The 26235-nt window shown below is 66.7% G+C and carries 25 protein-coding genes and 1 pseudogene; 9 read left to right on the top strand and 17 right to left on the bottom strand.

Features of this window, described 5'->3' with window-relative positions; all coding sequences use genetic code 11:
- Window positions 1-238: 238 nt before the first annotated feature.
- Window positions 239-913 (bottom strand): carbonic anhydrase, encoded by a 675-nt coding sequence (locus B1964_RS18445; protein WP_079930783.1) that lies wholly within the window; start codon window positions 911-913, stop codon window positions 239-241.
- Between B1964_RS18445 and B1964_RS18450 the strand changes: the two genes are divergently transcribed.
- Window positions 912-1808 (top strand): A/G-specific adenine glycosylase, encoded by an 897-nt coding sequence (locus tag B1964_RS18450; RefSeq protein WP_079930784.1) that lies wholly within the window; start codon window positions 912-914, stop codon window positions 1806-1808. The two genes, B1964_RS18445 and B1964_RS18450, sit on opposite strands and share 2 nt — an antisense overlap.
- A 120-nt stretch (window positions 1809-1928) precedes the next feature.
- Window positions 1929-2987, top strand: coding sequence for a hypothetical protein (locus B1964_RS18455; protein WP_253194059.1), 1059 nt, complete (start codon window positions 1929-1931; stop codon window positions 2985-2987).
- A 90-nt stretch (window positions 2988-3077) separates the two neighbouring features.
- Here B1964_RS18455 and B1964_RS18460 read toward each other — a convergent pair whose 3' ends face one another.
- Complete coding sequence (locus B1964_RS18460) at window positions 3078-3890, bottom strand: alpha/beta hydrolase (RefSeq protein WP_079930786.1); 813 nt, start codon at window positions 3888-3890, stop codon at window positions 3078-3080.
- Window positions 3891-3966: 76 nt separating this feature from the next.
- Between B1964_RS18460 and mhuD the strand changes: the two genes are divergently transcribed.
- The 3 genes from mhuD (at window position 3967) to B1964_RS18475 (ending at window position 6559) form a co-directional block, all read left to right on the top strand.
- A complete protein-coding gene (gene mhuD / locus B1964_RS18465) occupies window positions 3967-4275 on the top strand; it encodes a mycobilin-forming heme oxygenase MhuD (protein WP_006372008.1) in 309 nt (102 codons plus the stop codon).
- 50 nt (window positions 4276-4325) lie between these two features.
- Window positions 4326-4937, top strand: a complete 612-nt coding sequence (locus tag B1964_RS18470) for an LON peptidase substrate-binding domain-containing protein (protein WP_079930787.1) — start codon at window positions 4326-4328, stop codon at window positions 4935-4937.
- A gap of 137 nt (window positions 4938-5074) precedes the next feature.
- Entirely contained in the window at window positions 5075-6559 is a 1485-nt protein-coding gene (locus B1964_RS18475; RefSeq protein ID WP_079930788.1) for an aldehyde dehydrogenase, read from the top strand.
- 30 nt (window positions 6560-6589) lie between these two features.
- On the opposite strand, the gene B1964_RS18480 is transcribed toward B1964_RS18475, so the two are convergent.
- The 13 genes from B1964_RS18480 to B1964_RS18540 all read right to left on the bottom strand — a co-directional run bounded on the left by B1964_RS18480 (window position 6590) and on the right by B1964_RS18540 (window position 18987).
- A complete protein-coding gene (locus B1964_RS18480; RefSeq protein ID WP_079930789.1) occupies window positions 6590-7144 on the bottom strand; it encodes a hypothetical protein in 555 nt (184 codons plus the stop codon).
- A gap of 18 nt (window positions 7145-7162) precedes the next feature.
- Window positions 7163-7849 carry a hypothetical protein gene (locus B1964_RS18485; RefSeq protein WP_172398889.1) on the bottom strand — a complete coding sequence of 229 codons (687 nt, stop codon included), beginning with the start codon at window positions 7847-7849 and terminating at the stop codon, window positions 7163-7165.
- On the bottom strand, window positions 7849-8658 hold the full coding sequence (locus B1964_RS18490) for a hypothetical protein (RefSeq protein WP_079930791.1): 810 nt from the start codon (window positions 8656-8658) through the stop codon (window positions 7849-7851). The genes B1964_RS18485 and B1964_RS18490 overlap by 1 nt, the downstream gene beginning before the upstream one ends.
- Window positions 8655-10085: an MlaD family protein gene (locus B1964_RS18495; RefSeq protein WP_014361496.1), complete on the bottom strand. Its 1431-nt coding sequence runs from the start codon at window positions 10083-10085 to the stop codon at window positions 8655-8657. Before B1964_RS18495 ends, B1964_RS18490 begins: the two co-directional genes overlap by 4 nt.
- Window positions 10085-11344: an MCE family protein gene (locus tag B1964_RS18500; RefSeq protein ID WP_014361497.1), complete on the bottom strand. Its 1260-nt coding sequence runs from the start codon at window positions 11342-11344 to the stop codon at window positions 10085-10087. Before B1964_RS18500 ends, B1964_RS18495 begins: the two co-directional genes overlap by 1 nt.
- Window positions 11344-12615 (bottom strand): MCE family protein, encoded by a 1272-nt coding sequence (locus tag B1964_RS18505; RefSeq protein WP_079930792.1) that lies wholly within the window; start codon window positions 12613-12615, stop codon window positions 11344-11346. The genes B1964_RS18500 and B1964_RS18505 overlap by 1 nt, the downstream gene beginning before the upstream one ends.
- Window position 12616: 1 nt before the next feature.
- Window positions 12617-13864: an MCE family protein gene (locus B1964_RS18510; protein ID WP_172398890.1), complete on the bottom strand. Its 1248-nt coding sequence runs from the start codon at window positions 13862-13864 to the stop codon at window positions 12617-12619.
- Window positions 13861-14922: an MlaD family protein gene (locus tag B1964_RS18515; protein ID WP_079930794.1), complete on the bottom strand. Its 1062-nt coding sequence runs from the start codon at window positions 14920-14922 to the stop codon at window positions 13861-13863. The genes B1964_RS18510 and B1964_RS18515 overlap by 4 nt, the downstream gene beginning before the upstream one ends.
- Complete coding sequence (locus B1964_RS18520; protein ID WP_079930795.1) at window positions 14915-16096, bottom strand: MCE family protein; 1182 nt, start codon at window positions 16094-16096, stop codon at window positions 14915-14917. The genes B1964_RS18515 and B1964_RS18520 overlap by 8 nt, the downstream gene beginning before the upstream one ends.
- Window positions 16097-16099: 3 nt before the next feature.
- Window positions 16100-16951, bottom strand: coding sequence for an ABC transporter permease (locus B1964_RS18525; RefSeq protein ID WP_006371996.1), 852 nt, complete (start codon window positions 16949-16951; stop codon window positions 16100-16102).
- Between the two features lie 4 nt (window positions 16952-16955).
- Entirely contained in the window at window positions 16956-17720 is a 765-nt protein-coding gene (locus tag B1964_RS18530) for an ABC transporter permease (protein WP_006371995.1), read from the bottom strand.
- An 82-nt stretch (window positions 17721-17802) separates the two neighbouring features.
- Entirely contained in the window at window positions 17803-18696 is an 894-nt protein-coding gene (locus B1964_RS18535; RefSeq protein WP_006371994.1) for a 3-oxoacyl-ACP reductase, read from the bottom strand.
- 57 nt (window positions 18697-18753) lie between these two features.
- On the bottom strand, window positions 18754-18987 hold the full coding sequence (locus B1964_RS18540) for a ferredoxin (RefSeq protein WP_079930796.1): 234 nt from the start codon (window positions 18985-18987) through the stop codon (window positions 18754-18756).
- A gap of 113 nt (window positions 18988-19100) precedes the next feature.
- On the opposite strand from B1964_RS18540, the gene B1964_RS18545 reads away from it, so the two are divergent.
- The 4 genes and pseudogenes from B1964_RS18545 to B1964_RS18560 form a co-directional block, all read left to right on the top strand.
- Window positions 19101-20318: an acyl-CoA dehydrogenase family protein gene (locus B1964_RS18545; RefSeq protein ID WP_079930797.1), complete on the top strand. Its 1218-nt coding sequence runs from the start codon at window positions 19101-19103 to the stop codon at window positions 20316-20318.
- Between the two features lie 35 nt (window positions 20319-20353).
- Window positions 20354-21502, top strand: coding sequence for an acyl-CoA dehydrogenase family protein (locus B1964_RS18550; RefSeq protein ID WP_079930798.1), 1149 nt, complete (start codon window positions 20354-20356; stop codon window positions 21500-21502).
- A gap of 16 nt (window positions 21503-21518) precedes the next feature.
- On the top strand, window positions 21519-23054 hold the full coding sequence (locus B1964_RS18555) for an AMP-binding protein (protein ID WP_079930799.1): 1536 nt from the start codon (window positions 21519-21521) through the stop codon (window positions 23052-23054).
- A 394-nt stretch (window positions 23055-23448) separates the two neighbouring features.
- Window positions 23449-23829, top strand: a pseudogene (locus tag B1964_RS18560) (HNH endonuclease signature motif containing protein); the annotation flags it as partial.
- A gap of 303 nt (window positions 23830-24132) precedes the next feature.
- On the opposite strand, the gene B1964_RS18565 reads toward B1964_RS18560, so the two are convergent.
- Both B1964_RS18565 and B1964_RS18570 read right to left on the bottom strand, forming a co-directional pair.
- The gene (locus B1964_RS18565; protein ID WP_079930801.1) at window positions 24133-25272 is read right to left on the bottom strand and encodes a nitronate monooxygenase family protein; all 1140 of its coding nucleotides are present in this window, start codon (window positions 25270-25272) and stop codon (window positions 24133-24135) included.
- Window positions 25269-26235 (bottom strand): AMP-binding protein (locus B1964_RS18570; RefSeq protein WP_139765791.1); only part of this gene is annotated, 967 nt, incomplete at its 5' end. The genes B1964_RS18565 and B1964_RS18570, both read right to left, overlap by 4 nt.

Here is a 26235-nt window from a genome sequence, read left to right on the forward strand (position 1 = left end):
CGACCAGCCCGACCACCAGGGCGAGCACAGCCACCAGCACTCCACCGGCGACGATGCGGCGTCGCCAATAGATTTCGGGTGGGAGTGGCCCTTGCGGTTCGATCACGCCCCAACGCTAACGGCCCCGCCGACCGCCCTCGGCGAGGTCGGTCGGCGTGTCGCATGAAACTTGCGGGGCCGGTGAGGTAACGGGGCCGGTGAGGTAACGGGCATCACGCGCGCACCACGGCCACGGAGTCTAGGCCGATTCGGCGTCGGGGAGTTCGGTGTGCTGGACGGGCAGGACGGCCTGACCGCTCACGCCGATATCGCCGTACACCCCGCGCAGCTGAACAGCGCCCTCGCTGAGGGCGTAGGTCAGCCCGACGATGGCCAGCTTTCCCGCGGCGACCCGGTCGGCGATGATCCGGCTGCGCTGCATCAGCAGCTGACCGGTCTCCACGACGTGCCTGGCCTCGAACTCATCGACACGCGTCAGGCCCTCGCTGCGGCCGGCCAGGATGCTGGGCGTCACCCGTTCGACGACGTCGCGGATGTACCCGCCGGGGATCTGCAGGTCGTCGAGCGCGTCGAGGGTCGCCTTGACCGCACCGCAGCTGTCGTGACCGAGGATCACGATCAGCGGCACCTCGAGGACCTCCGCTGCGTACTCGAGCGAGCCGAGGACCGCGGAGTCGAGGACGTGACCGGCGGTGCGAACGACGAACATGTCGCCGAGGCCCTGATCGAAGATGATCTCGGCGGCCAGGCGTGAATCCGCGCATCCGAACAGCACGACGTGCGGGTTCTGCCCGCCGGCGAGGCGGTGGCGGTCCTCGATACCCTGGCTGGGATGTTGCGATTCTCCGGCGACGAAGCGCCGGTTGCCCTCCAGGAGTACCTGCCATGCACGTTTCGGGGTGAGTCCGATCATGGGAACCAGTCTGCCACCAACCACCGTTCTCGCATGGTTCGATCGCCATGAACGCGATCTGCCCTGGCGTGCTCCCGGGCTTCCGGCCTGGCAGATCCTCATCAGCGAGATCATGTTGCAGCAGACCCCGGTGTCCCGGGTGATCGGCCCGTGGACCGAATGGGTACAGCGCTGGCCCAAGCCGTCGGCGATGGCGGCGTCGAGTCCGGCCGACGTGCTGCGCGCCTGGGGCAAGCTCGGCTATCCCCGGCGCGCGCTGCGTCTGCACGAATGCGCCAAGGTGCTGGCCGCCGACCACGATGACCGCGTCCCCGAGGACGTCGCCACCATGCTGAGCCTGCCGGGCATCGGCGACTACACGGCACGCGCGGTCGCCTGTTTCGCCTACGGACAGGCGGTGCCCGTCGTCGACACCAATGTGCGCCGGGTCATCGCGCGGGCGGTGCACGGCCGGGCCGAGCCGGGCAATCCGTCGCGCTCGGATCTCGCCGATGCGGAGGCCCTGCTCCCGCGGACGCCGCGTGGATCGTTCGCACGCACCGCGCCCCGTTATTCGGCGGCGCTGATGGAGTTGGGTGCGTTGGTGTGTACCGCACGCAACCCGCGCTGTGACGACTGCCCCATCACCGGTTGTGCGTGGGTGACGCTGGGCCGGCCCGCCCATGTCGGCCCGCGTCGTCGGGTGCAGAAGTTCGCCGGTACCGACCGCCAGGTTCGCGGACTGCTCCTGGACGTGTTGCGCGACAACGATTTTCCGGTCGATCGGACACGGCTGGACGCGGTGTGGATCACCGACACATCCCAGCGCGATCGCGCGCTGGACTCCTTGCTCACCGACGGGCTCGTCGAACTCACCGCCGACGGTCGGTACTGCCTGGCGGGTGAGGGATCGTGAGAGGCCGATTCCGACGTCGGCGAGCGTCTCCACCCTTCGGAGGACAGATCTCTACAGACCGGATGACACCGTGGGCGCAACTTCACCTGATTGCGGCTTTCACCTGCTAACTTGTCCCCCATGACAGAGCCGCCCAACGAGGGTCCTGACTTCAGAAAGCCGCAACAGCCCGGATACGGTCCGCCGAATCCGCAGGGCCCGGGAACCCCCGATCCCTACGGCTCCACGCAGTACGGGCAGACACCACCCCCGCAGCAGCCGCCGGGCTACGGACAGCAGCCCCCGTCCTACGGACAGCAGCCTCCCGGATACGGTCAGCAACCCCCGCCGTACGGACAGCAGCCGGGTTATGGTGCACCCGAATCCGGTGCTCCGGCAGGCGGATACGGCGCGGTGCCGCCGGGCGCCGCGCCCCCGCCGTACGGTGCACCCGGCGCCGGGGTACCCGGAGCCCCCGGGACACCGACGGGTGCTCCGCAGCAGGTAAACATCGGTGAGGCGCTGAGCTGGGCGTGGGCCCAGTTCAAGGCCAACCCCGGACCGATGATCGTGCCGGGACTGATCATGTTCCTCATTGGCGGCGTCATCGCCGCGGTCTATTTCGTGATCCTCGCGGTGTCCTCAACGACCACCACCTACGACAATGGCTACGGTGGCACCTACCAGGTGACGACCAGCAGCCTCGGAGCCGGTGGCCTGCTCCTCGGAATCGTGCTGTATGTGGTCGTTTTCGTCGCCATCATGTATCTGTCGGCGTCGATGATCACCGGCGCGCTCCGCGTGGCCGACGGTCAGCCGGTTTCCGTGGCGACCTTCCTGAAGCCGGATCGCTTCGGCCCGGTTGTCGGCACCGCCATCGTCGTCGGCCTGATCACCGCGGTCGGCCTGGTGCTCTGCATCATTCCCGGTCTGATCGCGATCTTCCTGCTGCAGTTCTCGATCTTCTTCGTCATCGACAAGAAGCTCGGCCTCGGTGCCGCGATGAGCGCATCGACCAACCTGTCGCGCTCATCGGTGTCGAACTCGCTGTTGACGCTCGTGGTCGCCTACGTGCTCTCCTACATCGGCACCATCCTCTGCTACATCGGCCTGATCGTGACGTGGCCGCTCGGGCAGCTGTTCTACGCGCACTGCTACCGCCGGTTGACCGGTGGTTATGTCGCTCCGGCGCCGGTGTAGGCGAAAGCCCCTCTCCGCACCGCCCTTTCATCAACGCCGACGCCCGTCGTCACCTCACGGTGGCGGCGGGCGTCGGCGTTGCGCGGCCCTCTACCGCAACCGCGACGACAAACCCGAGAGGAACGCCTCGACGGCCCCACGATAGAAGTCGGGTGCGTCGTCGTGGATCAGATGACCGGCCCCGGTGGCGAGTAAATACGTCGCGAAGTCATTGCCCGACGCCATCTTTCGCATCTGACCGGGCGGGGTGACGCCGGCTTGGGCCTCGATCACCAGACTCGGTACGCCGACTTTCCACCACTGCGCCCAGAAGTCCCGCCGACCCCACTCGTCGGCGATCGCGGTCCAGGTATCCAGGTCGCCGTGCAGCCGTCCGTCGTCGAAGGCCTCATAGAAGTAGCGACCCGCGACCGGACCGAACATCGCGACCGCCTCGGCAGGTGAGTCGAACCGCTCCGGCCAGGACGAGAACCACGGGGTCCAGTTCTCGGTGGTGCGGCCGCGGAAATCCGGGGCCATGTCCTCCACCACGAGCGCCGACACCAACTCCGGGTACCGGGCGGCCACACACCACGAGTGCAGCGCGCCCATCGAATGACCAACCAGCACAGCAGGACCCAGGTCGATCCAGGTGAGTATCTCGGCGAGGTCGGCGGCAAACCGCTCGGTCGACACCTGGCCCGGATCGGTGAGAACGGCGTCGGGGGCACCGGTGTGAAACGCCGCGTCGAAGGTGAAGACCCGACCGTAGCGCCGTAGCCACGGCACCTGCCGACGCCACGTGCGGCCCCGGCCCATCAGACCGTGCACGAGCACGATCGGGCCCACTCCCTGAGCCGGCTCGTCGGCGCCGAGTCCTCCGTAGTCGAGCAGCCCCCGGTCGAGCATCTCCCCGTCGGCCACACCTCGCGTCACAACCGACGAGATTACCCGGCTCGCCCTGCGATTCGGACTCGCCGCGGGGTCTAGGCTTTGTGCCATGGCTGTTGTGAAGATCAATGCAATCCACGTCCCCGAGGGCGCCGGGCCCGAACTCGAGAAGCGTTTCGCCCACCGAGCCCACGCGGTCGACGGCTCGAAAGGCTTCCTCGGATTCCAGTTGCTACGCCCGGTCAAGGGTGACGACCGGTACTTCGTGGTCACCCAGTGGGAATCCGAGGAGGACTTCCAGGCGTGGGCGGCCGGGCCGGCTCGCGAGGCACACGCCGGGGAGCGTGCCAAGCCCGTCGCCTCCGGAGCCGACCTCCTCGAGTTCGAGGTGGTCCTCGACGCCAAGCCGAGCTCCTGACGCCCACCGGACCCGAACACTTCGCCGGCGCGCAACCGCGCCCGGCGCCGATGTTCCCGCTCGGGGCCGCGCTGCTCCCGGGAGAAAGCCTGCCGCTGCGCATCTTCGAGCCGCGCTACCGGCAGATGCTGCACGACTGTCTCGGCGGCGACGCATCGCTGTCCGGTTTCGGTGTCGTGCTGATCGCACGCGGCCGTGAGGTCGGTGGCGGCGACGTCCGGCATGACGTCGGCACCTTCGCCGACATCGACACCGCCGTCACCGAACCCGACGGTCAGGCCCTGATCTCGTGTACCGGGACCTGGCGGTTCCGGGTCGTCGACTGGCTCTCCGACGACCCGTATCCGCGAGCCGTCATCCGCCCGCTGTCCGAACCGTCGCTCGACGACGCGTCGGTGCGGCGACTCACCGGAATCGGCGCGCGCGTGCGCCAACTGGTCGAGGAGTCGTTCGCCGCGCGCGGGGTTCCCCTCGACGACGACGTCCCGCTCTTCGACGCCGCCGACCTGGCCACCGTCGGCGTCTTCGGCTGGGCGGCGCGGCTACCCATCGGGCCGGCCGACCGCCAGGAACTGCTCGAGGCTGCCGACTATCCCACCCGGTGCCACGTGTTCGACGAGGCCGTGGCGACCATGGAAGCCCGGATCCGCTTCGGCGCCTGAGCTGGTCCGTCGAAACCATCGGCGGCAATCAGAACGTAGACAATTAGAACGTGTTCTAGTATCGGTGGTGAAGGCATTTCACACGCGCGCCTCGCCATGTCCGGCGAAGTGCCCGCAGGACCGAGGGAGCATCTGTCATGACCGAGACCGTCGAGGCCGGCACCCGCGTCGGGGGCGACCAGACCAGCCTGTACCTGGGAGGCACCTGGGTCGCACCGCATTCCACCGAGACTCTCGAGGTCTACTCCCCGGCCACCGGCGAACGCGTCGGATCGGTACCGCTGGCCGACGAGACCGATGTGGACACCGCCGTACGCACGGCGCGCGCCGCATTCGACTCGGGTGTGTGGTCGGCGCGACCGGCCGCCGAGCGCGCCGAGGTCCTCGAGCGCGTCGCCGACCTGATCGACGCCCGCTTCGACGAGATCGGCGCCGTGGTCTCCGCCGAGATGGGCGCCCCGCCGAGCGCCATCGACATGCTGCAGAAGCTGCCCGGAACCGGTGTGCTGCGGGCCTACGCCGACGCCGCGCGCAAGTACCCGTGGCAGGAGTACCGCACCGGATTGTTCGGCACCACGCTGGTCACCCGTGAAGCCGTCGGCGTGGTCGGTGCGATCACCGCGTGGAACGTCCCATTGTTCTTGGTGTGCAACAAGTTCGGGGCAGCACTGGCCGCCGGCTGCTCAGCGGTGCTCAAACCGGCACCGGAGACACCTATGACGGCCAACCTGCTCGCGGAGATCTTCACCGAGGCCGGCATACCCGAGGGCGTCATCTCGGTGGTGCCCGGCGCGACCGCCACCGGCGAAGCCCTGGTGAATCACCCCGACGTCGACAAGATCACCTTCACCGGTTCGACCGCGGCGGGCAAGGCGATCGGAGCGGCCTGCGCGCAGAGCCTCAAGCGCTGCTCCCTCGAGCTCGGCGGCAAGTCCGCGGCCATCGTCCTCGACGACGTCGACCTCGCCAACATCGGCATGTTGGTGTTCCTGGGGCTGTTCAACACCGGACAGGCATGCGTCGCGCAGACTCGCGTCCTGGTGCCACGCAGTCGCCACGACGAGATCGTCTCGGCGATGGTCGAGGCGGCCAAGGCGATGAAGGTCGGGTTGCCGACCGATCCCGAGGTCCAGCTCGGCCCGGTGATCAGCGAGCGCCAACTGCAACGCATCGAGGGATACATCGCGGCCGGCAAGAAGGCCGGGGCCACAGCGGCATTGGAGAGCACCCGCCCCGCCGATCTGGACGGCGGCCACTTCATCACACCGACCATCTTCACCGGCGTCACCAACGACATGACGATCGCCCAGGAGGAGATCTTCGGCCCGGTGCTCTCGGTGATCGACTACGACGACGTCGACGAGGCCATCGCGATCGCCAACGACTCCGACTACGGATTGGCCGGGTCGGTGTGGACCTCCGACGTCGAACGCGGCATCGAGATCTCCGGCAGGATCCGCACCGGAACCTTCGGCATCAACTTCTACGCCATCGATCCCGGATCACCGTTCGGCGGCTACAAGAACTCCGGTATCGGTCGCGAATGCGGGCCGGAGGGACTCGAGTCCTTCGTCGAGCACAAGTCGACGATGCTGCCGATGGGGTACGAACCCGCGCAGTAGCCGGTGACGCCCGGGTTGCCCGCGCGCAACTCAGGTGAACAGCATCGGCAGATGCCACAGCCGGGAGTGCGGCTCGATGAGCCAGAGCCGCACCCCGGTCAGGCGGATCAATCGCATGGTGCCGACGATCAGCAGGGCCGCCAGCGGGAGTTCCGCGAAGGCCGCGGTCAGCAACGAGATCCAGCGGTCGGCCGGTGCGGCGGTCATGATGTCGAACCATGCATCGCAGATCAGCAGGAGTCCGGTGGCGAAGCCGGCGAGCACCAGCATCTGCCGGCGCTGCCACGCCAGGACGGCGGTGGTGGCCATCATCGCGACGAGCAGGACGTCGAAACCGACCCAGGTGATCGACCAGTTGTGGGCGACGTAGTCGACCGGAAGACTCAACCCGAGGAAGACGATCCACGGGATCAGGCCGATCGCACCACCGGCCATGAGCCCGATGCGGGCACGTCGAATCCGATTACGTTTGACCGGATCCGGCAACACGTCGTCGAGCGGGCGGGCCAGACGGACGATCAGATCGCGGCGGTCCTCGGAGGTCAGGGCGGCGATCTGGTCATCGGTCAGAATGTGATCGCTCATCGCGTCGCCTCCCTGGGTTTACGGGGTCGGCACCACCGATGGCGCGGGCGCACTCGATGGGGGTGCCGGGGATGCCGGAGCCGAGGATTCCGGGCCCGGGGACTCCGGGGTGGACGTATCACTCGGTCCAGGCAACGGTACCGCTCCGGGCGGCGGGGTCGACACCTGCTGAATCCGGCTGCGGAACGAGTCGTCGGTGATGACGTCGATGTTCTGGATCATCCAGCGACCGTCCTGCTTGACCATCGCGAACGTCAACCGGCTCGGGTCGACGCGCACCAGATCCTTGCCGCCACGGCTGACCGACTGATTCATGAAGATCAGGACCGTCGAGGAGTCGCGGGTGTTGGTGACCACCCCGGCGTCCTGGATGACGGCCTGAGAAACCACCTGCTGCTTCTTCACACCCTCGACGAAGTCGATGTTCTGTCCCTGAACGGGATTGGTGATCAGCTTGTCGTACTGGGACTTCGCGGCGCCGGTGACCACCGACTTCGAACTGTTGACGTGGGCTTCGACGTTGCCCGGGTCGTAGCCGAACATCGTGGTGGCGTACGACTTGGCCGCATCCAGCGACGAGTCCCGGGCCTGTTCGGTCCATCGGGCGTCGAGGTAGCGGTAGCCGAGTACCCCGGCGAGCGCCACCGATGCCACGACCAGCAACGCGAGGACGCCCGCGAGAACCTGTGCAACCGAGAGCCGCATCACGTCACCCACTCGAAATCGGTCATCTTCAGCTCGCCGTTGATCCGGGTGATGTCGACCCGCCACCGGAAGGTCTGGACGATGGTCTGCTCCTTGGGATCCGTCGGCTTCATCTGCCAGCCGTAGACGACGATCACCGTGCCCTCGTCATCGTCGGCCTTGGTGACGGCGTCGCTGATGACGGTGGACTGCACGTCGAGTTTCTGGTCCCGGATGAGCGAGACCGCTTGCCCCATGGACTCGTTGAGTCGTTGCTGGGCGGTGCCGCTGGTCTTGTCCGCCATGGTCTTCATCGCGGAGTCGACGTTGCCCGGATTGAGACTGGTCATCGTGACCGTCATCAACTGGGCGAACGAGGAGTACTCGGCGCGCAGATTCCGCTGATGGTCGATGCGTCCGAGTGCGATCGCGAACACCGACGAGGCGACGAGGCATCCGACGATGACGATCACCGCGAGTCCCGTCGCGACCCACGCCAGGATCGAGCGATCCGACCGCGCCCGCAGCGCGGACACCTTGGTGACCGGTGCGGCATCGTCGCCACCCGGGGCGGCAGCCATCCGGCGTTGACGCCGCTCGCGATAGCTCAGGGAGGAGACCAACTCGTCCGGGTCGGCCACCGGGCCGGTGCGCTCGGGTTTGGTCAGGTTCACCGCGGGCGACGGCTGCTCGGGCGTCGCGGTGTCGGTCGGCGCGGTGTCGGTCGGCGCGGTGTCAATCGCCGGCGCCTCGTCGGGCTTGGTCGGTGTACGACGTCGGCGCAGTGGCGCCGACCGGACCGGGGTCCGGGCCTGCGAAGCCGGCGTCACTGGGCGTCCACCGCTCCGGTGATCAGGCTCTGCCATGTGCTGCCTTGTCCTTGCTGATTGTTGTCGGTGCCGGTGCCGGCGTTGTACGTGCGTCCGTCGGGGCCGATGAAGTCACCCGACTCCGGATCGTACGTGGCGCCGTAGACCGCGGGTCCGTCCTCTTGTTCGGTCGGCGTCCCTTGCGTGACATATCCGGCGGGCGCGGGCAGGATGCCCGGAATGCCGTTGGGGAACGGCACCACCCGATTGCTGATCGGTTTGTACCCGGTGCGGCATTCCTCGGGGGTCGGGGCCCGCCTGCCGGGGAATTCCGCACACGGAAAGTTGCGCGCGCCGCGCACGGCGATCTGCGAGTTCTGCGGTACCCGGCACAACATGCCCGGCGGCAGGTCGCGCGCGGTCTGCACGGCGGGGCTGCGCCACTGCGACGGCGGCAGGTAGCCGATGGTGCACGGCGGCGGATCCTGGAAACCCAGCGAGAATTCGACGCTCGGGCCGTACCGCGGGTCGCCGGCGTTCAACGCGGTCAGCAGGGTGTCGATCAGACGCGGATAGATCACCAGGACCTGTTGCAGGTTCGGCAGATACACCGCCGTCGTCTTCGACACCGTGTTGAGGTTGGCCAGCAACAGGGGCAGCGACTGGTCCATCGAGGCGAACAGCTTCTGCGCCGACGACGCCACCGAGGGCCCCTTCTGAAGCAGGTCGGTGATCTCGGGGTTGTTGGCGCGCAACTGATCTGTCACCTTGACCGCGTCGGCGGTCCACGCCCGGATCTGATCGGCGGTGGCCGACTGGGTGGCCATCAACGGTCCCGCCTGTTTGACGAGATCGATGGTCACGTCCGAGTTCTTGTCGGCGTCGTCGACGAGCAGGATCATCGAGTCCATCAGGCGCCGCAGGTCCTCGGCGGTGCCGTTGAACGCGTCGAAGGCCTCGTCGATGAGTGAGCGCAGATTGGCGTCGCCGACACGATTGAGCAAGGCGGTCGCCTGGTCGAGGACCGACGAGATCTCCACCGGCACATCGGTTGTCGACACCGTCGCACCGTCGGCGAGGTAGTCGGAGCTGGAATCGCCGGTGGGCGGGGTGAATTCGACGTACTGCTCACCGACCGCGGACACACTGTGCACCGACGCCGCGGAATTCGTGGGGATCTTGGTGCCACTATCGATGGACAGGGTCGCCGCCACCCCGTTCTCGGTGAGCCGCACCGACTTGACCTTGCCGACGTTGACGCCGCGGAAGGCCACGTTGGCGTTCTCATACAGCCCACCGGTGTTGGGCAACTGGAGGGTCACCGCATACCGCCCGACCCCGAACATCGCCGGAATGCGCACGTAGAACAGGGCCATCGCGACGATCGCGATGACGGTGACGATCGCGAAGATGATCAGCTGGATGCGGACGAAACGGGTGATCTTCATCAGTTGCCGCCTCCGTTCGATCCCGGGGTGTTCTGGGTGGCCGGAATGGGAGGGGCGTTCTCCGAGCGGGTTTCGTCACCCGGCTGCAGCGGCGAGGTGAACGGGTTGAGACCGCGTCCGGCTGCGCCGGCGGGCTGGCCGGTGACGCCCTCGGGGCCGACGACGCCGACCGACCGCAGGATGCTGCGTTGCAGCTTGGGGATCGTGAGGTCGAGGACGAGGTCGGAGTTGATGTAGTCGCCCTTGACCATCGTCGGGATCTCCTCCTCCAGGAACGGGAAGGTGAGAAGCAGGCGCAGCGAGCCCGGCAGCGCCGGACCGGCGGCGGCCAGACCCTGGAAGGCCTTGGCCATGTTGGCCACGATCGTCTTGATGTCCTGCGAATTCGCATCGAGGACGTCGTTGGTCGTCGACGACAGACGCCCGACCGCGTCGAGCGCGTTGACGAACTGCTGGCGTTGATCGTTGAGGAGCTTGAGGATCTGCGGGCCGTCGCGCAACGCCTTCTGCAGCGTCGGCGTCTGCTGATTGACCGCGACGGTGAGCCGGTCGAGACCCTCGCCGGCGCGAATGATGTTGTCGGTCTGGTTGTTCAGGTCGCCGACGAGCGTGGTCAGCTGCGGGATCAGGGCCCGGATCTGCTGGTCGTGGCCGTCGAAGATCTGGCTCATCTCGTGGACGATGTCGCCGAACTGCGACAGCCCACCACCGTTGAGCACCACCGACAACGCGCTGAGGACCTGCTCGGTGGTCGGATAGTTGCAGCCGGCCACCTGTTGGGCCGAATTGATATCGGCGACAGCGGTTTCGGTCGGCTGGGCGATGTTGTCGACCTTCGGGCATTTCGGCAGCGGGATCTGATCACCGGGCTGCATGTAGCCCGTGGCGGTACCCGTCGGCTCCACGATCTCGAGGTGGGTCGACCCGAGCACGCTTGTCATCCCGACCATCACGTGCGATCCGTCGGCCACCTTCACGCCCGGGTTGAGCCGGATGTCGACCTTGGCGTTCCAGCCGGGTGCGACGCTGATCGACCCGATGCTGCCGACGGTGGCGTCGTCGATGAGCACGGGCGCGTTGTTGGTCAGGCCCGCAGCGCTCGGGATGACGGCGCTGATCTTGTACGAACCGTCGCCGGTGCCCTGCGCGCCGGGTACCGGCAGGCTGTTGACGCCGTTGAAGCCGCACGCCGAGGCCAGCACCGTCACCGTGGCGACGAGCAGGGTCAGGCGTAGGTCACGCCACCGCAGTCGGCGCATCAGCCCGCACCGCCCCACGGGACGAGCAGGTCGGCGAGCGGCCCGCCACCGTCGGCGCGCCGGGTCGCCGCGTCCTGGTTTCGGATGCCCTGCTGGGCGCGCGCGGCCACGTCGGCGTTCTGGTAGGTCACCTGGCCGGGTGTCGCGTTGATGCCGTTGACCGGGTTGGACATGAACGGTGGGTAGGCGACGACGATGGACTGCAACACGGGTGCCAGGGTGTCGACGCACTTGTCGATGTCGACCTGGCTCTGGCCGGGCCGGTTGTTGGCCTCCATCGTGCCGCACAGCAGGGTGATCAGGTTGTTGCCCATACCGAGTCCGAACCCCCCGGACAACGATCCGGTCAGCGGGTTGTAGATGTTGTAGAAGTTGGCGAGCTGGTTGGGCGCCGAATGCAGCAGCCCGCGCATCTGTTCGTCCTTGGCGGCGAGGATGCCGGTGGTCTGCGCCAGTCGCGACACCGCGCCGGTCAACGAGTTCTGGTTGGTGTTGATGAAGTTCTGGACGTCGGTCATCGCCGAATCCAGGTTGTGCAGAGCACCGTTGAGTTGATCGGTGTTGTCGGCGAGCACACTCGAGACCGATGCGATGCGTCCGTTGAACTGCACCATCTGCTCGTGACTCGACGAGAGTGCGTCGGTCAGCTTCTGCAGGTTGCGGATGGTGGTGAACAGATCATCACGCCCCGACGCCAACGTTCCCATCACGTCGGAGAGCTGGGTGATCGAGCTGTTGATGGATTGCCCTGCGCCGTCGAGGTTTTGCGCGCCGACGTCGATGGCGCGCGCCGCGGCACCCGGGTCGGCGCCGTTGGGGCCGACCGCATCGGTCAGTCGCTGCAGTTGCTGTTTGACCTGATCCCACTCCATCGGGACGGCGGTCCGCTCCATCGGGATGTCGGTGCCGTCGGTCATCTGCGGGCCCGACGAGTACACCGGGGTCAGCTGGATGAAGCGGCCCGACACCAGGCTCTGGGCGACGACGACCGCACGTGCGTCGGCGGGGATCTTGACGCTGCGATCGACATCCATCTCGACCTTGACGTCACCGCTGCGCGGGGTGATCGAGGTGACGTGACCGACGTTGACGCCGAGCACCCGCACCGGGTCGCCGTTGTAGAGGCCGGTGGTCGTGGCGAAGTAGGCGGTCAGCCGGGTGTTGGTGACCCGGTTGTAGCCGATGTACCCGGCCACCACGAGCAGTACGAGCAGCACCAGCAACGCGATGATCTGCCATGCGCGCTTGCCGATTCCGAGACGTCCGGTCATCTCAACCACCTGGCCTGGTCGTCGGGGTCGAGGGCGGCGGGGTGGGAATCGTCGGCGAGGGCACCGGCGTGCGGGGCGGGGGGTTGGCGCCCGGTGCCTGGCTCCACGCGTTGGGCAGCAACGGGAATCCCGAATACGAGAAGGCTTGCGCGACTTCGGGGTACTTCTGCTGCAGCACCTTCATGAACGTGGCGGTGTAGTCACCGAAGGTGCTGACGCCGACCAGCGAGTCGAAGTTGGGTCCGTTGGCGACCGATTCGCCGAGGGCGTTGGCGAACGGGCCGAGCCGGTCGACGGTCTCCTTGAGGTTGTTCTCGTTGTCGTTGAGGATGTCGAGCACCTTGTTGAACTTGTCGAGCACCGGCGTCAGCTGGGCGTTGTTGTCGTTGATGAATCCGCTGATCTGCGCGGCGACATCGCGTGTGCCGCTGATGAGCTGGGCGATCGCCGCACGCCGGAACTGAAGCTCGCCGAGCAACATGTTGGCGTCGAGGAGCAGTTGGTTGAGCTGCTTGCTGCGGTCACCGATGACCTGGGTGACACCGGAGGCCTTGGCCAGCAGCTCACGCAGCGCGTTGTCGCGGTCGGCGACCGCCTTGGACAGCTTCGCGACACCGTCGACGGCGCCCTGGACCTGGTCCGGGGTGGCCGAGAACGTCACCGACAGAGTGTCGAGCGCCTTGTTGAGTTCGGCGGTGTTGGTCTGCGAGAGGGTGTCGGTCGCATTGTCGAGGGCGTCGGTCAGCGAGTACGGGGCGACGGTGTTGCGGTTGGGGATCTCCCCACCCGGCTCGATCCGCCCGGTCCCGTGCGGCAGGATCGTCAGATTCCGTCGGCCCAGCACGGTTTCGGTCTTGATCGCGGCCTGGGTGTCGGAACCCATCGAGACCGTGTCGTTCATCCGGAAACTGACGGCGGCCTTGGTTCCGGCGTCGGTCGACGCCAGGCGGATACCCTCCACGGTGCCCACGTCGACCCCGGCGACGGTCACGATGTCGCCGGTGACCAGACCGCCCGCGTCGTCGAAGTAGGCGGTGTAGGTGCTGATCGGCGAGATCAGCGGCAGCTTGTCCATCTGAAGGGCCACCACGACCACCATCGCGGTCACCACGATGCCGATCAGACCGATCTGCCTGCGGGTCCGCCCGCCACGCTTGTTCTCACGGGCGACATCGGCCTCATCCGACCCGGACCGATTGCTGCGGAACAGATTCCCGAACGGACCCCTACTCGTTCCCGACGTACTCATGATTGCGACGAACACCTCCCCCCGGCCTTGGTGGTGTCCCCCATGACGTCGTTGGAGGTGAAGAAATACTGTTTGCCGTCCGGACCACTGAGCAGCAGGCGAATCCGGCAGAAGTAGATCTGCAACCAGGCGCCATAGCTACCGAGATTCGAGAGCATCTTGTAGTCGTTGGGCAGGCGCGGCAGCAGCGACCGCAGGAACGGTTCGGCCGCAAGCACATTGTCCGAGGCGACGCCGATGCTGGTCAGGGTGGACTTGAGTCCGGGGCGGGTCGACGACAACAGGTCGGCGAGTCCGTCGGTCACCTGCGCGGTCTGGGTCAGCGAGTTGCCGATGGTGCCGCGCTGCGCCGACAGTCCGGTGATGAGCATCTGCATCTGGTCGAGGCTGGCGTCGAGGCCACCGCGGTCGCCGTCGAGGGTGCCGAGCATCTGATTCAGGTTGTCGATGACGCTGTCGATCAACTGATCCCGGTCACCGAGGGCGTTGGTGAACGAGGCGGTGTCGGCGAGCAGTTTGTTCAGCGCCGGACCCTGCCCCTGGAAGACGGCCACCAGCGAGGTCGACAGTTCGTTGACCTCGTTGGCGTCGAGGGTGCGGAACAACGGTTTGAACCCGCCGAGGAGCTTGTCGAGGTCGAGTGCGGGTTCGGTCTGCGAGGCCGGGATCTCATCCGATGGCGCGAGGGTGTCGTCGGGGTCGCCGGGTCCCTGCTGCAACTCGAGATACCGGTCGCCGGTGAGGTTTTCGTAACGGATCAGCGCGCGCACCGACTTGGGCAGCTTGTACTGGTCGTCGACGGAGAACTTCACCAGCGCCTCGTTGTCAGGGGTCAACGAGACGTTGTCGACCGAGCCCACCTCGACGCCGGCGATCTTGACCTTGCTGCCCGACTTGATCTGCGAGGCGCTGGTGAACAGCGCCCGGTAGTCGTCGGAGCTGCCGGACCGGTAGTTGCTGAACACGACGACGAGTCCGATGAACACCAGCACCATCACGATGGCGAAGGCGCCGAGTTTGATGACGGTCGCGCGGAACGCGCGTGCGCGGTTATCCAAGGTCGGGCTCCCCGAACAAGAGCTGGAAGAGCTTCTCCCGGTTGACCTTCGGCGTCATCCGCGGCTGGTAGGGCACCGGCGCGTTGTCGGTCACGTAGAACTTCGAGTGCTCGGTCGTGTTGGGATTACTCAGCCCGCCCGCGCAGGTCGGAGAGCCCTGGGCGTCGACCCGCGGCAGACTGTTCGGATAGGTGTAGGGCTCCTTGCCCGGCAGCAATCCGGCGTAGAGCTTCAACATGCCGTTCTCACCGCCCTCGTAGGGCTTGGCCATGTCGGCACCGATCGCCGTGGTGCGCAGGAAGCACGAGATACCCGGTGACTGGTATCCGAGAAGCTGTGACACCGGGTCGAATTGGGACAGCGTCGCCATCAGGTCGGCCTTCGACGGGGCCAGGACGTCGTTGTTGATCGTGTTGGCCATGCCGGTCACGTTGATCAACAGCGCATCGAAGTTGGAGGCGTTGTCGCGCAACGTGTTCCCCGTGTACACCGCGTTGTCGATGGTGCGCATGAGATCACCCATCACATCGCCGTAGACATTGGTCACCGTGGCCGTCTGGCGGATCAGCTCGTCGAGTTCGGGCAGATGCGGATTGGTCTTGCCGAGCAGCCCCGACAGCGTGCCCAGCGAATTGCCGATGTCGGCGCCACGGCCGGACAATGCCGTGTTGACCACGCCGACGGTGGCGTTGAGTTTGTCGGGCTGGATGTCGGCGAGTACCGCGACCAACTGCTGATAGACAGTGTTGAGTTCGACGACGACGTGTTGGGCGTCGATGTTCTGGCCGGGCTGCAATTGTCCGCTCGGTCCCGTCGTCGGCACCTCGAAGTACACCGACTTGGCCCCGAACACGGTGTTGGACTTGATCTGTGCGGTCACGTTGCCGGGGATCTGCGACATCTGATCGGAGTTGATGTCGAGGGCGAGCACCGCGTGGTCACCGGTCTCGGTGATCGATTTGACCGTGCCCACCTGCACCCCGCGTAGGCGCACCTTGGCGTCGGGACTCATCACCAGGCCGGCACGCGGCGCCTGCAGGGTCACCCGCTCGGTGGAGGCGAACCAACCGAGGAACGACCCGGAGGCGGCGGCGATGATCGCGATCAGCCCGCCCACCATGATGACCGCGGCCAGCTTGCGTACCCAGTTACTGCGTCCCTGTCGACTCGCCATCCCTCAGCCCGCCAGATTGAACTTGCCGTCGGACCCGTAGATGGCCAACGAGGTGAGCAGGGTGATGACGACGACTACGACCAGCGACGCGCGCACCGCGTTGCCGACCGCCACGCCCACGCCGACGGGACCGCCGGTCGCGTTGTAGCCGTAGTAGGTGTGGATGAGCATGACCGCGATCGCCATGCAGATGGCCTGCACGAACGACCACAGGATGTCCGACGGGATGAGGAAGGTGTCGAAGTAGTGGTCGTAGACGCCGGGTGACTGTCCGTAGATGAACACCGTCGCAAACCGGCTGGCGAGGAAGGAGGCCAACGAGGCCAGCGAGTACAGCGGGATGATCGCGATCATCCCGGCGACGATGCGGGTGCTCACCAGGTACGGGATCGAGGCGATGGCCATGGTCTCGAGGGCGTCGATCTCCTCACTGACCCGCATCGCGCCCAATTGTGCTGTGGCACCGGCCCCGATCGTCGCGGCCAGGGCGATGCCGGAGATCACCGGGACCGCGATGCGCACATTGATGAACGCGGAGAAGAAGCCGGTGAGCGCCTCGACACCGATGTTGGCCAGCGAGCTGTAGCCCTGCACGGCGATGGTGCCGCCGGTGAACAGGGTGAGGAAGCCGACGACCACGACGGTGCCGCCGATCATCGCGAGAGCGCCCGTACCCATGGAGATCTCGGCGATCAGCCGCAGCGTCTCCTTCTTGTAGAGGCGGACCGCACGCGGGATCGACACGACGCTGTCCCAGTAGAACAGCGCCTGATCGCCGATCTGGTTCCAGTCCTCGCCTGCGCGCTTGACCGCAACGCGCGCGGTGCGCAGCCGGGTGGTGAACGGAAGTACCATCGCTCTACCCCGCCGTCGCCTTCAGCCCGACCGCGGTGACCACGACGTTCACCACGAACAGCGCCATGAAGGAGTAGACGACGGTCTCGTTGACCGCGTCGCCGACACCTTTCGCGCCGCCCTTGACGTTGAGTCCCTGATAACACCCGACCATGCCGGCGAACAGGCCGAACAGTGCCGCCTTGACCATCGAGATCATCAGCTCGCCGAATCCGGTGAGCAGCGTCAGATTCGCGATGAACGCACCGGGATTGACGTCCTGCAGGTACACCGAGAAGACGAACCCGCCGCCGATGCCGATGGTGCACACCAGGCTGTTGAGCAGGATGGCGACACCGGTCGAAGCGATGATGCGGGGCACGACGAGGCGGTGCACCGGGTTGATGCCGAGCACCTTCATCGCGTCGATCTCCTCGCGGATGGTGCGGGCACCGAGGTCGGCGCAGATCGCTGTCGCCCCGGCACCGGCGACGATGAGCACCGTGACGATGGGGCCGATCTGGGTGATCGTGCCCAGGGCGGCACCCGCGCCCGAGAGATCCTGCGCACCGATCTCGCGCAACAGGATGTTGAGGGTGAAGCTCACCAGCACGGTGAAGGGGATCGCGACGAGCAGCGTCGGCACCATCGACACACGGGCGATGGCCCAGGACTGTTCGACCGTTTCCCGCCATTGGAATGGCCGGCGGAACAGTTCCCGGACCGAGTCCACCCCGAGTGCGACGAAGTCGCCCACCCCATCGAGGGGTCCCGCCAGCCTGCTCAGCACAGCACTCCTCAAGCCTTGGAACTCACGCGCAACATATCACTGGGTTCGGTCAATACTAGGACACTTGACCCACAACAACCGGTCAGGACATCAGGTCGCGGGCCGAAAACGTCCGACGCGGGTCGCGGTCGGCGAAATAGCTGCTCAGCGTCTTGGCGAGATCCCCGTCGTCCCATGCATCCCCCTCCGCGGTGAAGACCTCATCCACAGTGGGCGCGGCCATCACCATGACTCGGGGACCGTACACGACGAATACCTGCCCCGTGACCGAATCGGCGTCCGGGCCGGCGAGGTAGGTGACGAGCCGGACGACGTGATCGGGCGAGAGCGGATCGACACCGTCGCCGGGTGCGTCACCGAAGACCCCCGCGGTCATCGCGGTGCGCGCCCGTGGGCAGATCGCATTGGCGCGAACCCCGTAGCGGCCCAACGCCCGTGACGCCGACATGGTCAGCGCGGTGATGCCGGCCTTGGCCGCGCCGTAGTTCGCCTGGCCCTCCGGGCCGAGCAATCCGGCCTCACTGGAGGTGTTGACGATGCGCCCGTAGACGGGACCGCCGGCTGCCTTGGATTCGGCTCGCCAGTGGGCGGCGGCGTTGCGGGTGAGCAGGAAGTGACCGCGCAGGTGGACCCGGATGACCAGATCCCAGTCGTCGTCGGTGAGGTTGAAGAGCATCTTGTCGCGAACGACCCCGGCATTGTTCACCACGATGTGTAGCCCGCCGAGCTCGGCGGTTGCCGTGCGCATGATCTCGGCGGCGGTGGCCGAGTCCGAGATGTCGCCGGGCACCGGTACCGCGGTACCCCCGGACGCGGTGATCTCGTCGATCACATCGCTCGCGTCGAGCGCGTTCGCGAGGTCGTTGACGATGACCGTCGCACCGTGTCCGGCGAGTCCGAGTGCCTCGGCGCGACCCAAACCGGCACCCGCGCCGGTGACCACCGCAACACGCCCCTCCAACGATCCAGCAGCCACTGCCAACCCCTCCAGCCGAACGCGGTGTGAACAAGAACTAGAACCTGTTCTAACACGCTAACCGGTCGGGGCGTCAAGCCGGGGCGGTTTCGGCGAAATTCCCTCCTCGATCGACAGCGCCGACTTGGGGCAGTTGGCGACGACCTGACGTAGTTCCTCTTCGCGGCCCTCCGGTACCTCGTCTTTCAGAATGACCAGGTAGTCGTCGTCATCGAGATCGAAGATGTCGGGTGCCATCCCGACACAGATCGCGTTCGATTCGCACAGGTCGAAATCTGCCTTGATATGCATCGACTCGCTCCTCCTCAGCGTGCCCGCTGGTTGACGGGCTGTGCCAAACAGGTTAGAACGTGTTTCAGATATTGGCGAGTCCCCCACCGATCGATCCACGACGGAGTCCACCCATGCGCATTGCCTACACCGACGAGCAATCGGCGCTGCGGCGCGAGTTGCGCGCCTACTTCACCGATCTGATGACCGAGGACCGGCGGGCGGCACTCACCGGCGGCGACGGTGAACTCGGCGAGGGCGACGCCTACCGCGACGTGGTGCGTCAGATGGGTGCCGACGGCTGGCTGGCACTGGGGTGGCCGACCGAGTTCGGCGGCCAGAACCGCTCGATGATGGATCAGCTGATCTTCACCGACGAGGCAGCGATCGCCGGCGCGCCGGTGCCCTTCCTGACGATCAACTCGGTGGCACCGACGATCATGCACTATGGCACCGACGAGCAGAAGGCGTTCTTCCTACCGCGCATCGCCGCGGGCGAATTGCATTTCTCCATCGGCTATTCCGAGCCCGGCGCCGGCACCGACCTCGCCGGGCTGCGGACCACCGCAGTGCGCGACGGTGACGACTACGTCATCAACGGGCAGAAGATGTGGACGTCGTTGATCGCCTACGCCGACTACATTTGGCTCGCGTGTCGCACCGACCCGGCGACGCTCACCGACGAGGGGCGAGCCCGTGGACTCAAACGCCACCACGGCATCTCGGTGCTGATCGTGCCCGCCGACGCCGATGGGTTCTCCTACACCCCGGTGCACACCATGGCCGGTGTCGACACCAGCGCCACCTACTACTCCGACGTCCGGGTGCCGGTCAGTTCGCGGGTCGGTGAAGAGGGCCGCGGGTGGTCGCTGGTCACCAATCAGCTCAACAACGAACGGGTGGCACTGTGCAGTGCCGCCCCGATCCAGACCGCGCTGCGGGAGACGCTGGCCTGGGCGCAGCAGACGAAAACCGGTGACGGACAACGCCTCGTCGACACCGAATGGGTTCGTCAGAACCTGGCGCGGGTGCACGCCAAGGTCGAGTTCCTCAAGCTGCTCAACTGGAAGATCGCCTCCGCGGCCAGCTCCGGTGGCGCGCCGAGCCCCGCCGATGCCTCGGCCACCAAGGTCTTCGGTACCGAATTCGCCACCGAGGCCTACCGATTGCTGATGGAGGTCGTCGGTCCCGCCGCAACCATTCGGGCGGGCAGTCCGCGAGCGCACCTGATGGGTCGCCTCGAACGGTTCCAGCGCACCTCGCTGATCCTCACCTTCGGTGGCGGTACCAACGAGGTCCAGCGCGACATCATCGCGATGACCGCCCTCGGCCTGCCCCATCAGCGACGCTGATCGCCGCCCACCCACACCGACGCGAGAGCAGCACAATGGATTTCACACTCCCCGAAGTGACCGAGGACCTGCGCGGGCTCGCCCGTGACATCACCGAGAAGGTGAGCACCGACGACCGCGTGGCGCGGCTCGAGGCCGACGACGCCGCACTCGACGATGTGCTGTGGCGCGAACTCGGTGCGGCCGGACTCCTCGGCCTCGAGGTGGGGCCGGAGGTCGCGGGCGACGCCGGTGCCGGCCAGTCGATCCTCGAATCCATCACCGTCGCCGAGCAATTGGGCCGCGGACTCGCCCGGGTGCCGTACGGACTGCACGCCATCGCCGCACTTCCCGCGATCGCCACGCACGGTTCGGCAGCGCTTCGGGGGCGTCTCGTCGACGATGCCGCGACCGGCACGGCCGTGCTCACCGTCGCCCTCGAAGAGGACCTCGGAACCGGCTCCGATCATCCGCAGACCCTGCTGAGTCGCACCGAACACGGCTGGGCCCTGACCGGATCCAAGGTCAACGTCGCCTATGCCGGCACCGCCACGGCGATCGTGGTCAACGCGATGTCGCCGGACGGGGTTCGCGCGGTGGTCGTCGACGCCGACGCCGCGGGGATCGGACTCACCCCCACTCCGGCCACCGGGAAGACGCCGACCTTCGTCGTGGATTTCGACGGCGTGGTCGTCGACGACGACCACGTGTTGGATGGTGGCGCGGACACCGTCGCCGACATCGTTGACCGCGCAACCCTGGCGGTGTGTGCCGATCAATCCGGAGCTCTCTCCCGTGCACTGGAACTCACCGCCGCCTATGCCGTCGAGCGGGAGCAGTTCGGTAAGCCGATCGGAACGTTCCAGGCGGTCGCCCAGCGACTCGCCGACGGCTACATCGACACCCAGGGACTGTCGCTGACCACGCTCGCCGCGGCGTGGCAGTTCACCCGGATCGCCGACGCCGATGAGGACAACGACGACGGTGGACTGCACGTCGCGGTACAGACCGCCAAGTTCTGGGCATGTGACGCCGGACATCGCGTGGCACACACCGCGGTCCATGTCCATGGTGGAGTCGGCCTGGACACCACACATCCGGTCCACCGGTACTTCCTGCGCGCCAAGCAGAACGAGTACACCCTCGGATCCGCACCGGTCACGCTCGCCGCCATCGGGGACGCGTTGGCAGCGGCACCGGCGTGATGACCGAACCAGGCCGATGACCGAGCCGTCGGCCGCAGTCGCCCTCGGGTCGTCGACCGCGACGATCACCTCCCTGTTGCTCGCGCTGACCGATGTCGACGACCGTGGCATCGAGCACGAGGGCGGCTTCTTATCGTATGCGGAGCACCTGCGGCGGTCCGCGAATTGTGCGCGGCGTCTGCGCGATCAGTTGGGCGACAACGCGACTCCCCATGTCGGGGTGCTGCTGGACAACGTCGTGGAGTTCAGCATCCTGGTGGCCGCGGCCGCGCTCGACGGCCTGGTGATCGTCGGTCTCAACACCACGCGGCGCGGTGCCGCGCTGGCCGCCGATATCGCCCGCGCCGACTGTCGGTTCGTGCTCGTCGACGACCACACCGCACCATTGTTGGCCGACATGCCGCTCGATGTCCCGGTACACCGGGTGAGCCGCTACACCGAGCCCGATTCCGTGGTGGCGCCGGTGATTCCCCGAGAAGCATCCCCGGACGAGTTGCTGATGCTGATCTTCACCTCGGGTACCACCGGCGACCCGAAGGCCGTGCGGTGCACCCAACGCACCTTCGCCGCGGCCGGGGTGATGCTCGCCGAACGGTTCGGGATCGGCCAAGACGACGTCGTCGGACTCTCGATGCCGATGTTCCATTCCAATGCGATGATCGCCGGATGGTCGTTGGCACTGGCCGGCGGTGCGTCGATGGTGTTGCGCCGCAGGTTCTCGGCGAGCGGATTCGTTGCCGACGTGAGACATCACGGGGTCACCTACGCCAACTATGTCGGTAAGCCGCTCAACTACATCCTCGCCACCCCGGAGTCGCCCGACGATGCGTCGTCGAGTCTGCGCATCATGTACGGCAACGAGGCCTCGGCGGCCGATCGGGAACGCTTCGCCGCGCGTTTCGGCTGCCGGGTGGTCGACGGTTTCGGTTCCACCGAGGGTGGCGTCGCGATCACCCGCACCCCCGGTACTCCCCCGGATGCGCTGGGCCCCATGCGCTCTCCCGTAGCGGTGGTCAACCCGGACACCGGTGCACCGACGCGTATCGGAGAGATCGGGGAGATCGTGAACACCTCGGGACCAGGCCTGTTCAGCGGCTATTACAACGACCCGGACGCGACCGCCGAGCGGATGCGCGGCGGCATCTACCACACCGGCGACCTGGCCTGGGTCGACGACGCCGGTTACCTCCACTTCGCCGGCCGCCTCGGCGACTGGATGCGCGTCGACGGCGAGAACCTGGGAACCGGACCCATCGAGCGAATTCTGCTGCGCCATCAAAGCATCCGCCAGGCCGCCGTCTTCGGTGTCCCTGTCGAGATCGGCGACCACATCGAGGCGGTGCTGGTGACCGACGGCGATCTCGACCCGGTTGAGTTGACCGATTTCCTCTCTGCACAAACCGATCTCGGGCCGAAGCAATGGCCGCACCGGATTCGCGTCGTCGACGCTCTACCGGAGACGGCCACCTTCAAAACCCTCAAGCGCCGGCTGCGGGAATCCACCGAGCCGCCGACCTGGGTCCGCATCGACGGCCGTTATCAGCGGCCCTGACGTCCGAGCTGGTCAAGAACACAGTCGGCACAAAAGGTCTCGAGGCTCGTCGCTATCGCTCCTCGGCACCTCGACCACCGGGGTGGGACGAGCACCGGATGAGACGGGCCACGGGACGGGAAGGCCGAAACGTCCTTCGATCGCATCTTCCCCCGCTGGTCGAGGTGCGAGCCGCGTGCGGCGAGCCTCGAGACCCGGCGAGATAACAAGCCTCCCAGCCACATCCGTCCACCCCGGCCCCTGAACGCGCACCGAACTCGTAGATCCGCCTTTGCACGAGCCGCGCCTGAGCGCTGACACCGCGTACCGCGTTCCCCGATGACCGAGCAAACCCTCCTGATCGATGGTCGAGGTGCGAGCCGCGTGCGGCGAGCCTCGAGATCCGGTGAGATAATGCGACACAACCATCACCAAAATCATCCTCGACCCCAACGGGGTGCCCCTCAGCGTCGGCGAAGAAAAACGCTTCTTCACCCCCGGCCAACGCAAAGCCCTACTCGTGCGTGACCGCGGATGCATCAAATGCGGCGCGCACGCCGGGCGCTGCCAAGGACACCATTTGCACCACTGGGCCGATGGTGGTCCCACCGACCTCGACAACGGATGCCTGCTGTGCACCAGCTGCCACGATGATGTGCATCACCACGGGTGGGACATCATCATGGGCTTCGACCGGCACCCCTGGTTGATCCCACCCGCCAGCGTGGATCCGAAACGCCGGCCGGTTCCGTCGTATCACCGACGCACCATGCGACTCGACGACACCGCAGCCTGACCTACCCTGCCCCACTACCTGATTCCTTGCACCCGGCCCGGCCGGGACCGCATCTGTTGTTTGACAACTCCATAGCGATAATTCCCACCCGATGGTCGAGGTGCGCGTGCCACCGTGACCCGGAATGACTTCGGCACAAGGGGTCTCGAGGCTCGTCGCTAGCGCTCCTCGGCACCTCGACCATCGGAGTGGGACGGCCGTCGGGCAGGTAGGGTGGAGCATCACAGATCGATGGTCGAGGTGCGAGCCGCGTGCGGCGAGCCTCGAGACCACCTGCGCCAAGGCTGGTTTCGTACCGAAGCGCTACCCCTCCAATGTTTTCTGCATCCGGGCGACGGATTCCTCGTATTCGGCGACCATGTCGGCGATCAGCTCGGCGACCGGGGTGATCGCGTTGAGGCGTCCGACGATCTGACCGGCGGGCATCGCCACGACCCCGGGGTCGCTGGACGCGGAGATTCGGGCGTGCGCCTCGGAGACGAGGATGTTCTGCAGCGGCATCGGCAGCGGCTCCGGTGCGCCCTGGGCGTCCCACGCGTCGGTCCACTTGGTCTTGAGCAGTCGAGCGGGTTTGCCGGAATAGATGCGCCGGCGCACGGTGTCCCGCGAGCTCGCGTCGAGCAGCGCCTGCTGGACGGTCGACGGCCCCTCCTGCCCCTCGGGCATCCCGAGTTTGTACTCGGCGGCGGTGAGCCAGTAGGTTCCCATCCAGACACCCTGCGCGCCAAGGGCGATCGCGGCCGCGATCTGCCGGCCGCTGCCGACACCGCCGGCCGCCAACACCGGCGCCCGGTCGCCGACGGCGTCGACGAGTTCGGGCCACAGGATCATCGACGTCACCTCGCCGGTGTGACCACCACCCTCGTATCCCTGGGCGATGACGATGTCGACCCCGGCATCGACATGGTGCAGCGCATGGTCTTTCGCACCCGCCAGCGCAGCCACCGACACACCGTGATCATGGGAGGCGGCAATGACGTCGGCGGGGGGTGACCCGAGGGCGTTGGCGATGAGCTTGATCTGGCCGTACTTGTCGGCGTGGGTCATCGCGACGTCGACGTGCGAACGCGCCACCGAATGCAGCCATCCGAGTACTCCGGCGTTGACCCGGTCGCCGTCGGGCAGTGGCGGCACACCGAGGTCGTCGAGCGTGCGTTCCACGAATGCGCGATGCTCGGGCGGGATCATCGAGTCGAGGTCGGTATGACTGCCTTCGGTCGGGATCTTGGCGGGCATGACGATGTCGACGCCGAAGGGCTTGCCGTCGGTGTTGTCGTGCATCCACTCGAGGACCTCGTCGAGTTCCTCGGGATCGTTGAACCGCACGCACCCCAGGACGCCGAGGCCGCCGGCCCGGCTGATCGCCGCGGCCACATGCTGGCTCGGTGTGAATCCGAAGATCGGGTAGTCGATCCCGAATCGTGTTGCCAGTTCCGTCTTCATCGAGTGGCCCCTTTGATCTCTGTGTCTGCTGTCTCATCGGCCGGGCGGCTCTCGGTGACCGACGCCGCCCACCGGTAGTCGGGCTTGCCCGCGGGTGATCGTTTGATCTCGTCGACGAACCACACGCTGCGCGGTGTCTTGTAGCCCGCCAGTTCTTTACGCACCACGTCGGCGAGTTCCCCGAGCGTCGGCCGCGCCGAGTCACGGGCGGCGATCACCGCGGCGACGCGCTGCCCGAACCGCTCGTCGGCGACCCCGACTACAACGGTGTCGAAGACGTCGGGGTGTGCCTTGAGTGCCGCCTCGACCTCTTCGGGATAGACCTTCTCGCCGCCAGTGTTGATCGACACCGATCCGCGGCCCAGCATGGTGATGGTGCCGTCGGCCTCGACCCGGGCGAAGTCACCCGGGATGGAGTAGCGAATCCCGTTGAACTCCTTGAACGTCTTGGCCGATTTCTCCGGATCGTTGTGGTAGCGCAGTGGGATGTGTCCGGTGCGCGCGAGCACCCCGACCTCACCGGTGCCGGGCTCCACCTGTGTGCCGTCCTCGCGCAACACGTGGGTTTGCTTGTCGGCGTTGACGCGTGGCGCCCCGACGTGCGACTCACCCTTGACGACGGCGGCCATCCCGCCGAATCCGGTCTCCGACGACCCGATCGCGTCGATGATGACGGCGTTGGGGAAGCGTTCGAGGAACTGCTCTTTGATGCTCGGCGAGAACAGGCAGGCCGAGGATGCCACGGATACGAGTGTGGAGGTGTCGTAGTCGCGCTGACCGAGCGCCTCGATCATCGGGCGCCCCATCGCATCTCCGGTGATGAACATGACGTTGACCCCGTGCCGGCCGACCGCCTCCCAGACGGCGTGCGCGTCGAAATCGGGATACACCACCGCTTTTCCGCCGCCGAAGAGTGCCTGGAACACCGCCCACTGCGAGCCGCCGTGGATGAACGGCGGGATC

It is taken from the genome of Gordonia sp. i37, from assembly GCF_002043085.1.
Classification (GTDB): Bacteria; Actinomycetota; Actinomycetes; order Mycobacteriales; family Mycobacteriaceae; genus Gordonia; species Gordonia polyisoprenivorans.

Coding starts and splice junctions, on each gene's coding strand:
- B1964_RS18545 (WP_079930797.1), top strand. CDS start 19,101: ATGCGCATTGCCTACACCGACGAGCAATCGGCGCTGCGGCGCGAGTTG.
- B1964_RS18500 (WP_014361497.1), bottom strand. CDS start 11,344: ATGCGCCGACTGCGGTGGCGTGACCTACGCCTGACCCTGCTCGTCGCC.
- mhuD (WP_006372008.1), top strand. CDS start 3,967: ATGGCTGTTGTGAAGATCAATGCAATCCACGTCCCCGAGGGCGCCGGG.
- B1964_RS18455 (WP_253194059.1), top strand. CDS start 1,929: ATGACAGAGCCGCCCAACGAGGGTCCTGACTTCAGAAAGCCGCAACAG.
- B1964_RS18470 (WP_079930787.1), top strand. CDS start 4,326: ATGTTCCCGCTCGGGGCCGCGCTGCTCCCGGGAGAAAGCCTGCCGCTG.
- B1964_RS18525 (WP_006371996.1), bottom strand. CDS start 16,951: ATGGTACTTCCGTTCACCACCCGGCTGCGCACCGCGCGCGTTGCGGTC.
- B1964_RS18495 (WP_014361496.1), bottom strand. CDS start 10,085: ATGAAGATCACCCGTTTCGTCCGCATCCAGCTGATCATCTTCGCGATC.
- B1964_RS18550 (WP_079930798.1), top strand. CDS start 20,354: ATGGATTTCACACTCCCCGAAGTGACCGAGGACCTGCGCGGGCTCGCC.
- B1964_RS18505 (WP_079930792.1), bottom strand. CDS start 12,615: ATGACCGGACGTCTCGGAATCGGCAAGCGCGCATGGCAGATCATCGCG.
- B1964_RS18540 (WP_079930796.1), bottom strand. CDS start 18,987: ATGCATATCAAGGCAGATTTCGACCTGTGCGAATCGAACGCGATCTGT.
- B1964_RS18450 (WP_079930784.1), top strand. CDS start 912: ATGGGAACCAGTCTGCCACCAACCACCGTTCTCGCATGGTTCGATCGC.
- B1964_RS18480 (WP_079930789.1), bottom strand. CDS start 7,144: ATGAGCGATCACATTCTGACCGATGACCAGATCGCCGCCCTGACCTCC.
- B1964_RS18520 (WP_079930795.1), bottom strand. CDS start 16,096: ATGGCGAGTCGACAGGGACGCAGTAACTGGGTACGCAAGCTGGCCGCG.
- B1964_RS18555 (WP_079930799.1), top strand. CDS start 21,519: ATGACCGAGCCGTCGGCCGCAGTCGCCCTCGGGTCGTCGACCGCGACG.
- B1964_RS18565 (WP_079930801.1), bottom strand. CDS start 25,272: ATGAAGACGGAACTGGCAACACGATTCGGGATCGACTACCCGATCTTC.
- B1964_RS18445 (WP_079930783.1), bottom strand. CDS start 913: ATGATCGGACTCACCCCGAAACGTGCATGGCAGGTACTCCTGGAGGGC.
- B1964_RS18475 (WP_079930788.1), top strand. CDS start 5,075: ATGACCGAGACCGTCGAGGCCGGCACCCGCGTCGGGGGCGACCAGACC.
- B1964_RS18510 (WP_172398890.1), bottom strand. CDS start 13,864: ATGAGTACGTCGGGAACGAGTAGGGGTCCGTTCGGGAATCTGTTCCGC.
- B1964_RS18485 (WP_172398889.1), bottom strand. CDS start 7,849: ATGCGGCTCTCGGTTGCACAGGTTCTCGCGGGCGTCCTCGCGTTGCTG.